This window comes from Aquabacterium sp., assembly GCF_048860245.1.
GTDB lineage: Bacteria > Pseudomonadota > Gammaproteobacteria > Burkholderiales > Burkholderiaceae_C > Aquabacterium.
Window position 1 is genome coordinate 1 of sequence record NZ_JBLIZW010000005.1, and the last position, 9,578, is coordinate 9,578.

Annotated in this window: 8 protein-coding genes and 1 pseudogene; 3 read left to right on the forward strand and 6 right to left on the reverse strand. The window is 60.0% G+C overall.

Annotated elements, in window-relative coordinates:
• Nucleotides 1-770, reverse strand: a 770-nt coding sequence (gene rfbD, locus ACMV18_RS00355; protein ID WP_420816238.1) for a dTDP-4-dehydrorhamnose reductase, incomplete at its 3' end; no start/stop codon positions are given.
• The gene (gene rfbB / locus ACMV18_RS00360; protein ID WP_420816239.1) at nucleotides 767-1,849 is read right to left on the reverse strand and encodes a dTDP-glucose 4,6-dehydratase; all 1,083 of its coding nucleotides are present in this window, start codon (nucleotides 1,847-1,849) and stop codon (nucleotides 767-769) included. The genes rfbB and rfbD, both read right to left, overlap by 4 nt.
• A 168-nt stretch (nucleotides 1,850-2,017) precedes the next feature.
• Between rfbB and ACMV18_RS00365 the strand changes: the two genes are divergently transcribed.
• From ACMV18_RS00365 to ACMV18_RS00375, 3 genes and pseudogenes are all read left to right on the forward strand, one after another.
• The gene (locus ACMV18_RS00365) at nucleotides 2,018-3,109 is read left to right on the forward strand and encodes a sugar phosphate nucleotidyltransferase (protein WP_420816244.1); all 1,092 of its coding nucleotides are present in this window, start codon (nucleotides 2,018-2,020) and stop codon (nucleotides 3,107-3,109) included.
• A 46-nt stretch (nucleotides 3,110-3,155) separates the two neighbouring features.
• Nucleotides 3,156-4,175 carry an NAD-dependent epimerase gene (locus tag ACMV18_RS00370; RefSeq protein WP_374256861.1) on the forward strand — a complete coding sequence of 340 codons (1,020 nt, stop codon included), beginning with the start codon at nucleotides 3,156-3,158 and terminating at the stop codon, nucleotides 4,173-4,175.
• Nucleotides 4,176-4,218: 43 nt separating this feature from the next.
• Nucleotides 4,219-5,538, forward strand: a pseudogene (locus tag ACMV18_RS00375) (UDP-glucose dehydrogenase family protein).
• Nucleotides 5,539-5,543: 5 nt separating this feature from the next.
• On the opposite strand, the gene ACMV18_RS00380 reads toward ACMV18_RS00375, so the two are convergent.
• The 4 genes from ACMV18_RS00380 to ACMV18_RS00395 all read right to left on the reverse strand — a co-directional run bounded on the left by ACMV18_RS00380 (nucleotide 5,544) and on the right by ACMV18_RS00395 (nucleotide 9,392).
• The gene (locus ACMV18_RS00380) at nucleotides 5,544-7,073 is read right to left on the reverse strand and encodes a HAMP domain-containing sensor histidine kinase (protein WP_420816240.1); all 1,530 of its coding nucleotides are present in this window, start codon (nucleotides 7,071-7,073) and stop codon (nucleotides 5,544-5,546) included.
• On the reverse strand, nucleotides 7,070-7,786 hold the full coding sequence (locus tag ACMV18_RS00385) for a winged helix-turn-helix domain-containing protein (protein WP_374256864.1): 717 nt from the start codon (nucleotides 7,784-7,786) through the stop codon (nucleotides 7,070-7,072). The genes ACMV18_RS00380 and ACMV18_RS00385 overlap by 4 nt, the downstream gene beginning before the upstream one ends.
• A 34-nt stretch (nucleotides 7,787-7,820) precedes the next feature.
• Nucleotides 7,821-8,456: a Spy/CpxP family protein refolding chaperone gene (locus ACMV18_RS00390; protein ID WP_420816241.1), complete on the reverse strand. Its 636-nt coding sequence runs from the start codon at nucleotides 8,454-8,456 to the stop codon at nucleotides 7,821-7,823.
• 141 nt (nucleotides 8,457-8,597) lie between these two features.
• Nucleotides 8,598-9,392 carry an SDR family NAD(P)-dependent oxidoreductase gene (locus ACMV18_RS00395; protein WP_374256868.1) on the reverse strand — a complete coding sequence of 265 codons (795 nt, stop codon included), beginning with the start codon at nucleotides 9,390-9,392 and terminating at the stop codon, nucleotides 8,598-8,600.
• Between the last annotated feature and the right edge of the window lie 186 nt (nucleotides 9,393-9,578).

Below are 9,578 nucleotides of genomic sequence, written 5' to 3' on the forward strand. Positions count from 1 at the left end.
ACGGCGCAAATGGCGTCGGCGGCCACACGCACAGGCCAGCCATGCGTGCGCGCCCAGTCGATCACCATGCACGCATAGTCATGCCACGTGGTGTGCCCGCTGGCGACCAGGTGATACAGCCCCGTCAAGGCTTCGTTGTGGCGCGTGGCACGGATGGCGTGCGCGGTGACATCGGCCAGCAGGTCTGCTCCTGTGGGCGCACCGACCTGGTCGTGGATGATTTGGAGTTGATCTCGCTCCGCCGCCAGACGCAGCATGGTTTTGGCAAAGTTCTGCCCTCGTGTGCCGTACACCCAACTGGTGCGAAAGATCAGATGGCGACACCCGCTGGCTTGAATGGCCTGCTCGGCCTCCAATTTGGTCTGTCCGTACACATTGAGCGGCGCGGTGGGGGCCTGCTCATCGCGAGGTGCCCCGCCTGAGCCGTCGAACACATAGTCGGTGCTGTAGTGAACGAGCAAGGCACCGCTGCGAGCGGCCTCTTGCGCCAGCGCGGTCGGCGTCATTGCGTTCACCAGGCGCGCGCGATCCACATCGGTCTCGGCCTTGTCAACGGCGGTGTAAGCGGCCGCATTGACGATGACATCGGGTCGCACGGCACGTACCATCGCGGCGACGTCTTGCGGGTGTGCAAAGTCGGCGCGCAGATCCGGGCATTGAACGGGACCGGGCGTGTCATGGCTGAGGCCGGTCACAATGCCCAGCGGCGCCAGTGCACGCTGCAACTCCCACCCTACTTGGCCATTGCAGCCCAGCAGCAAGATGTTCATGTGCGCTCCGCGTAGTTCTGGTTCAACCATTCGCGGTAGGCGCCCGAGCGCACCGTGTCGATCCAGTCCGTGTGGGTCAAGAACCAACGCACAGTCTTGTCGATGCCGGAAGCAAATGTTTCGGCAGGTTGCCAGCCTATCTCGCGTTGGATTTTGCTGGGGTCGATGGCATAGCGCCGGTCATGCCCGGGGCGGTCTTTGACGTAGGTGATCAGGCTCTCGTACGGCGTGCCGTCTGCACGAGGACGCAATTCATCCAACTTGCGGCAGATGGTGGTCACCACGTCGATGTTGCGGATCTCGTTGATGCCGCCCACGTTGTAGGTCTCGCCCAAGCGCCCTTTTTCCAGCACTTGGCAAATGGCCTCGCAATGGTCGCGCACATAAAGCCAGTCGCGGATGTTCAGACCATCGCCATACACCGGCAAAGGCTTGCCCTCCAGCGCATTGAGAATCATCAGCGGGATCAGCTTCTCCGGGAAGTGATAGGGGCCGTAGTTGTTGCTGCAATTGGTCGTCAGTACCGGCAGACCGTAAGTGTGAAAGTACGCCCGTACCAGGTGATCACTCCCCGCCTTGCTGGCCGAGTACGGGCTGTTGGGGGCATAGGGAGTGGTTTCGCTGAAGGGTGGGTCGGTGTCGTCAAGAGAGCCGAACACCTCGTCCGTCGAGATGTGATGAAAGCGGAAAGCGGCCTTCTCGGCCTCAGGCAACTCAGACCAATAGGCGCGTGCTTCTTCCAGCAAGCTGAACGTGCCCACCATATTGGTGTGGATGAACTCGCCCGGCCCCAGGATGGAACGGTCCACATGGCTCTCTGCCGCAAAGTGGATGAGGGCACGCGGGCGATGCGTCGTCAGTGCGGCGCGCACGGCATCGCGGTCAGCAATGTCCGCCTGAATGAGCGTGGCACGCCCCGTGCGCAGGTGTTCTGAAATCGTGTACGGATTGCCGGCATAGGTCAACTTGTCTAGGACCACGATCGGCTCCGGCGCTATGCCCTGAGAGGAGGCCCGCTCAAACCAATGGTGAACAAAGTTTCCGCCGATGAAACCGGCGCCGCCTGTGATCAGAAGCATTTGTTGTGCTGTTTTGGGGAGGGAGGCAAGACTTTCGAGGCTGATTATGGCGGCCCCACCCCACCCAAATGCGGGAAAAAGGGGAAAATTCATCGTCTACCGGGAGGGCTTCTTGCATGATGAGCCCATCACTACAAGTAACAACACGTAATAACAATGGCTAAGGCAATGATCCTGGCGGCCGGGCAAGGGACCCGTGTACGCCCACTGACAAAGCAAACCCCCAAGCCCATGATTCCAATTCTGGGCAAGCCGGTGCTGGAATACATCATCGAAGAATTGGCGCGGTACGGCATCAAAGAAATCATGATCAACGTGGCCTACAACCACTGGAAGATCGAGAACTACTTTGGGGATGGTCACCGCTGGGGTGTGCAGATCGGTTATGCCTACGAGGGTGTGCGCGAGCATGGCGAGATCGTGCCTCGCCCCTTGGGGTCTGCCGGAGGGATGCGCCGTATTCAGGACTTCAGCGGTTTTTTTGATGACACCACACTGGTGCTGTGCGGCGATGCCATCATCGATTTGGACATCAATGCGGCACTGTTTGAACACAAAACCAAAGGCGCAATTGCCAGCGTGGTAACACTGGAAGTGCCGGAGGATCAGGTTAAAAACTACGGCATCGTGGTGGCAGACAAGAGCGGGAAGGTCACCTCGTTCCAGGAAAAGCCTGCACCGCAAGAAGCGCTGTCTCGCTTGGCCAGTACCGGCATCTACATCTTTGAGCCTGCTGTGTTGGATTTGGTGCCGCAAGGCAAAGAGTTCGACATCGGCAGTCAGCTCTTCCCACTGTTGGTAGAGAAAGATCTGCCCTTCTATGCGCAGAATCGCTTTTTCAATTGGATCGACATTGGCCGTGTCAGCGACTACTGGTCTGTATGCCAACAGGTGTTGCGCGGTGAAGTGGCGCAAATGCAAATGCCAGGCAAAGAAGTGCGCCCCGGTGTTTGGGTGGGGTTGAACACGAAGATCGACTGGGATTCTGTGTCCATTGATGGGCCGGTTTACATTGGCTCGAGCGTGGAAGTTGAGCCTGGCGTGAAGATTGTGGGGCCTGCGTGGATTGGTCATGGCAGCCTGCTGCGCAAGAACAGTCAAGTGGTGCGCAGCGTGCTGTTTGAATACACCCGCCTCAACGAGAACACCGTTTTTGACGAGGTCGTGGCGTCGCCAGCTTATGTGGTGAACAGACAAGGGCAGACGACTTACATCGGTGATGAATCGACCTACTTGCGTTGGGGTGATGCTCGCGCCTGACGGTGATCGATGCGTAACTCGGCTACCAGTCAGGGACAATAGCGGGATGAGCAAGTTTCTCGTAACCGGGGCAGCCGGGTTCATTGGCATGCACGTGGCACAACTGCTGCTGGCACGTGGTGATGAGGTTGTTGGCATTGACAACCTCAATGATTATTACGATCCGCAGTTGAAGCTGGATCGCTTGGCGCATTTGCGCCAACAGTCGGGCGCAGAGCGCTTTGTCTTTGAAAAGCTGGACGTGGCCGACTTGGCTGCGCTGGAATCTTTGTTTCAAGGACACCGGTTCGACGGCGTGGTGCATTTGGCTGCACAAGCAGGCGTTCGCTATTCACTGACCAATCCGCACGCATATGCGCAGTCGAATTTGGTGGGGTTTGTGAATGTGCTCGAAATGTGCCGCCATCAGAAGGTGGCGCATCTTGTTTACGCAAGCAGCTCAAGTGTGTACGGCGGAAACGTCAGCATGCCGTTTGCTGAAACCGATGCAGTAGACCACCCCGTTAGCCTGTATGCCGCCACCAAAAAAGCCAACGAGTTGATGGCGCATACATACAGCCACCTGTATGGCTTGCCCACAACGGGTTTGCGTTTTTTCACGGTGTATGGCCCATGGGGGCGCCCGGACATGGCACCGATGTTGTTTACCAAAGCGATTCTGGCGGGTGAGCCGATCAAGGTGTTCAACCATGGGGACATGAAGCGGGACTTCACGTACATCGACGACATCGCCCGCGGTGTGGTGGCCACACTGGATCGCACGCCTCAACCCCATGAGGGCTTTGACCGCGCCCACCCATCCTCTGCCGAGTCGTGGGCTCCGTACAAGGTGTTCAACATCGGGCGCAGTGAGCCAGTGCCGCTGCTGGACTTCATTGGGACACTTGAGCGCGCATTAGGCAAGGAGGCCGTCAAGGACATGCAGCCCATGGCTCCCGGTGATGTGGCCGCAACTTATGCCGACGTGAGCGCCTTGGCTGCCTGGACGGGGCAGTCGCCCGAGGTAGGGCTGGAAGACGGTATTCAACGGTTTGCCGCTTGGTACAGCAGCTACTTCCGTCAGTGACACAATTCGGTCAGTACGAAATTCAACCTTCTATCATTCCAATATGAAAATCTCTGTTGTCGGCACCGGCTATGTGGGCTTGGTTACCGGGGCCTGTTTGGCCGAAATGGGCAATGACGTGCTGTGTCTGGACGTTGACCCACGCAAGATTGAGATTTTGGAAAACGGCGGCATCCCCATTCATGAACCGGGCTTGGATCTGGTCGTGGCACGCAACGTGAAAGCTGGCCGCCTGCACTTCACCACCGATGTGGCCCGCGCCGTAGCGCACGGCACCATTCAGTTCATCGCTGTGGGCACCCCCCCTGATGAAGATGGCTCTGCCGATCTGCAATATGTGCTGGCGGCAGCCCGCAACATTGGCCGCTTGATGCCAGACTAAAAAGTGGTCGTGGACAAGTCCACTGTACCTGTGGGTACGGCCGACAAGGTCCGTGCAGCCGTGGCGGAGGAGTTGGCCAAGCGCAACTGTGACGTGAAGTTTGCCGTGGTGTCGAACCCCGAGTTTCTGAAGGAAGGCGCGGCGGTTGACGATTTCATGCGACCAGACCGCATCGTGGTTGGCGCGGATGACGAACAAGCCATTTTGTTGATGCGTGCGCTGTACGCGCCCTTCCAGCGCAATCACGAACGGCTGGTCGTGATGGACGTGCGCAGCGCTGAGTTGACCAAGTACGCCGCCAACGCCATGCTGGCCACCCGCATCAGCTTCATGAATGAACTGGCACTGTTGGCTGAAAAGATGGGGGCAGACATTGAGCAAGTGCGCGTTGGCATTGGCTCAGACCCCCGCATTGGCACACACTTTTTGTACGCCGGCTGTGGTTATGGCGGCAGCTGCTTCCCGAAGGATGTGAAAGCACTGATCAAGACTGCATCCGATGAGGGACAAGAACTATTGGTTTTGAAAGCCGTCGAGGCCGCCAACGACCGTCAGAAGTTTGTGCTGGTGGACAAGGTGGTGAAACAGTTCGGTGCCGACCTGTCAGGCAAGCACTTTGCGCTGTGGGGCCTGGCCTTCAAGCCCAACACTGATGACATGCGTGAAGCCACCAGCCGCGTTGTGCTGGAAGAGCTGTTCAAACGCGGTGCAACGGTGACGGCTTACGACCCCGTTGCCATGGATGAGGCCAAGCGCATCTTTGGCGATGAGCCGCGACTGAAGTATGCAGAATCGCCGACAGATGCATTGCCTGGTGCTGACGCGCTGCTCATCGTGACGGAATGGAAGGAGTTCCGTAGCCCTGACTTCGAGCGTATCAAGACTGAACTCAAAACCCCCGTGGTCTTTGACGGCCGTAATTTGTATGCCCCGGACTTGGTCGCTCAAGCCGGACTGAGGTACGAAAGTATCGGTCGCTGACCTGGTTAGCGTACGACAGACGGGTGCGGCAGTTCAATCACAAAGCAACTGCCGCCGCCCTCGCGCCCTTCGCAGCGCACATCGCCGCCATGGCGTTGCGCAATCTGACGCACCAGGCTCAAGCCCAAGCCTACACCGCCGGCATGTTCGGCATGGCCCGGTAGTCGGTAGAAGGGCTCAAAAATGCGCTCGCGCAGGTCTTCGGGCACCCCCGGACCTCGGTCCATGATGCGCAATTGGAGCCGGTTGGCATACATGGCAAGCGCCAGCTCGATGTCCGAGCCACCATAGCGTTTGGCGTTTTCAAGCAGATTGCGAACTGCCCGCCGCAACAGGCGCTCATCCCCCTGATAGGGCTGCGTGGGAAAGCCAGGGCGGATGTCGACTTGGGCCCCGACACGCGCGGCCTCTTCCGACCCCAGCCCGATCAGGTCGACCGGACTGCACTGGATCTGCGCCTTGGCATCCAGCCGGCTGGCCAGCAAAACTTCTTCGACCAGGGCGTCCAGCTCACGGATGTCCTGATGAATTTCCTCTCGCATTTGCGCAGCGCGCTCAGGTGGCAGGTCTGCCATGAGTGACACGGCCATTTTGAGCCGAGCCAAAGGCGAGCGTAGTTCGTGACTGGCATTGGCCAGCAGGCTGCGGTTGGCAGTGATGAGGTCTTCAATGCGCTGCGCTGCCTCATTGAAACTGCTGGCCAAAGCGGCCACTTCGTCGCGCCCCTCCACCGCCACGCGATGCTGTAGTTGCCCCGTGCCGAATCGCTCCACGCCCTGCCTCAATGCGGTCAATCGACGTGTGAGATGTGTGGCGACCGGCCAAGCACCAATCGCAACCGCGACGAACAGCAGCACCAGCGATAACACCAGCGCCGGCACGCCTTGGATCAACCAGGGCGGCACCACGCCGACCAAGGGATATAGCCAGGGCGGCGGCACAGCCAAAGGTGACGGGCGACGATCTGGTCTGAACGATGACGAGGCCTCTGCCGCAGAGAGTTCGGGCGGCGGGCCACCATCACCGCGCCGGGGGGGCTCGCCCATCATGGGTGCCCCAGGCCCCATCGATCCATTGGGTCCACCCGGGCCGTCAAACCCTCGCTCGAAAGGTGTGACGCCGCGGTCTTTCAAAACAGGTACCACCCGCAACATCACCCACAGCGTGCGGCCATCGGACAGCTTGACCTGCCGCAGCGCATCCACCGCTTCAGGATGCCGTTGAAGGCGCTCCTGCAAGACGGGCGCCATCGCGAGGCGTTGCCCCTGCGGGTCGTCCAGCGCCATGGGCATGCGCAACCGCTCAGCCCACATCAAGAAAGCCTGCGCCTGTTCGGCGCGAGGGGCCGTGACAGGGGGGAGACTGTTTTCCAGCAACTCACCCCACGCCGCCACACGCTCTGCCAAAGCAGTCTGTGAATGAAACTGCGTGCGCTCGTGCTCCAGGTTACGCTGCGCCAACCAGCCGGTGATCAAGGCGAACACCAGCAACACCGCCACCACGGTGAGGTAAATGCGCAGCGCCAAGGTTTTCATGCAGCGTCGAGATCCGCGTCCTGCTTCTTGGCAAAGACATAGCCGACCCCACGCACTGTGAGGATGCGACGAGGCTCTTTGGGATCCGTTTCAATCGCCGCACGAATGCGCGAGATGTGGACGTCAATCGACCGATCAAACGCCTCCAGTGGGTGACCCTTCAGCGAGTCCATGATCTGGTCGCGGCTGAGTACACGCCCAGGGTTTTGGGCCAACACGCACAACAAATCAAATTGGTAGGACGTGAGGTCGCAGGGCTTGTTGTCCAGCCGAACCTGACGCAATCCCGTATCAATTTCCAAACGGCCAAAGCGCCAAGTGTCCGTCTCGTCAGTCGTGACGCTGGTGCGCCGCAACAAGGCACGGATGCGCGCCAGCAGTTCACGCGGCTCGAACGGTTTGGGCAAATAGTCGTCCGCCCCGACCTCCAGTCCAACAATGCGGTCCGTGGGTTCGCCGCGGGCACTCAACATCAGGAGCGGCAGCGCGCGCGTGCGTGGCGCTGCGCGCAACTCTCGACACAGGTCCAAGCCGTCACCATCTGGCAGCATCAAATCCAGCACCAAAGCGTCAAAGCTCTGGCGCGCCAGCAACTCACGGCCCGCGGCCAAGCTGGGGGCACAGGCCACCTGATAGCCATGGCCTCTCAGGTAGTCCCCCACCATGGCACTCAGGCGCAGGTCGTCGTCAATCAGCAGGATGTGCTCACTCATGTCGGACATTGTCGCGCGCTCCGGGCTTTTGTGCTCAACGACGTTCAGCAGGTGGGGTCTTAGGGGCCGAGGCGCCCTCTTCCCCACCTTGCGGGGCACGTTCACGCATGCGCGCCAGACGCTCCTTCATGCGATCGTGATGCGCCTGCATCTGCTGCGCCAGTTTGCTGCGCTGCTCTGGTGTCAGGACACGCGCCACGTCCAGCATGGCTTGCGTCATCCGCTTGCTGATCTGGTCGTGATGTGCCTGCACCTCCAGACGCAGTTTTTCAGCCGCCCCCGCATCAACCTTGGCTTGCGTCCACAGGTTCATGGCGCGCTGATGGAAGTCTTCGGCCTGCTCTGGCTTGTGCAGCGCACGCAGATCATCACGCGCCTGATCCGCAATGGCACGAATTTGCTTGCGTTGATCGTCCGTCGCTTTGACATCGTCGAGCATGCGATCCAGCGCTCGCCCACCCATCAGGGGCATGCCCATGGCGCCACCATGTTCGGGCGCATGCATGCATGCACCGCCGTGCTCACGCATGGCACGGAACTCACCACGCTCGGCCGCGATCGCGCCAACACTCAACACAACGCTGGCGACACCCGCAGCAACCAGGGCACCGACAACCCAAGGGCGACGCGCAACCTTGCTCACCCCAGCAGAAGACTTGCTTTCAAACATGGCATTTTCTCCAACATTGCAGTCAACACACGTCGACTGACCATGCAGCCATGTTGGCGAGCCGGGGTAAACCGGCTGTGGACCCGGGGTAAAGATGTGTGAACCCACCCGGCCAGAACGCACGGATGGGTTCCATCCACGTCACTTGGCAATGCCACCCGGGTAGCACAGCCCGCCCGTGATCTCGAGCGTGGTGGCATTGAGCGCCTGATTGGTGACGCAGTGGCCGATGAGGTCAGCGATTTCCTGCGGCTCGATCAGGCGGTCAAGGTGGACATCCTTGAGGATGGCCTTCAAGGCTTCCTGATTCATGCCGGTGAGCATGGGCGTGGCGGTGTAGCCCGGCGCAATGCCGACGCAACGGATGCCGCGAATGCCACGCATCAGGAACTCGCCGACAATGATTTTGGGCATCAACGCCACTGCCGACTTGGTCGAGGAGTAGTTCAGCTGCCCGATCTGCCCGATCTTGTTCACCGATGAGATGGGGATGAGGATGCCCTCCCAGCCACCGTTGACCATGGCCTCGGCCGCGTCACGCAGGGTCAGGAAGGTGCCCGTCAGATCCACGTCGATGACCGACTGCCACTTGTCCATGGTGAGCTTTTTGGAGACCTTGCCCGTCTCTTTGTCCAGCGACAGCATGGTGCCGTCACGGATGATGCCCGCACAGGCCACGGCAATGTTGAGTTGCCCGAATGCCGCAATGGTGGCCTGGATGAAGCGCGCCGTGTCGGCTTCGCTGGTGACATTGGCCTGAATGCCAATGGCCTGGCCGCCCATGGCCTGAATGTCGGCCACCACGCGGTCGATGTCTGCCTGCCCCATGTCGACAATCGCCACCTTCGCGCCTTGTCGAACCAGGTGTTTGGCCACGGCCTCACCAATGCCTTTGCCGCCGCCCGTGATGACGGCCACGCTACCTTGAATGTTCATGATGCTGATCCTTCGAAGAGGGATGGATGCCGAAATCAGGTGGGCGCACAGGACGTGCTGTCCTTGTCCCAGTAAATGAAGTTGGGATGCCCCACGTTGGGCCCTACGATGCGCAGGTCACCCACGGTCATGGGGTGCTGCACATCGGGCCCCACGAGCTTGACGCCCACGGGATACGCGGTCTGC

Bases quoted from the DNA above. Each gene is read 5' to 3' on its own strand.
- rfbB (WP_420816239.1), bottom strand. From the start codon at position 1,849: ATGCTTCTGATCACAGGCGGCGCCGGTTTCATCGGCGGAAACTTTGTT.
- ACMV18_RS00365 (WP_420816244.1), top strand. From the start codon at position 2,018: ATGATCCTGGCGGCCGGGCAAGGGACCCGTGTACGCCCACTGACAAAG.
- ACMV18_RS00370 (WP_374256861.1), top strand. From the start codon at position 3,156: ATGAGCAAGTTTCTCGTAACCGGGGCAGCCGGGTTCATTGGCATGCAC.
- ACMV18_RS00380 (WP_420816240.1), bottom strand. From the start codon at position 7,073: ATGAAAACCTTGGCGCTGCGCATTTACCTCACCGTGGTGGCGGTGTTG.
- ACMV18_RS00385 (WP_374256864.1), bottom strand. From the start codon at position 7,786: ATGAGTGAGCACATCCTGCTGATTGACGACGACCTGCGCCTGAGTGCC.
- ACMV18_RS00390 (WP_420816241.1), bottom strand. From the start codon at position 8,456: ATGTTTGAAAGCAAGTCTTCTGCTGGGGTGAGCAAGGTTGCGCGTCGC.
- ACMV18_RS00395 (WP_374256868.1), bottom strand. From the start codon at position 9,392: ATGAACATTCAAGGTAGCGTGGCCGTCATCACGGGCGGCGGCAAAGGC.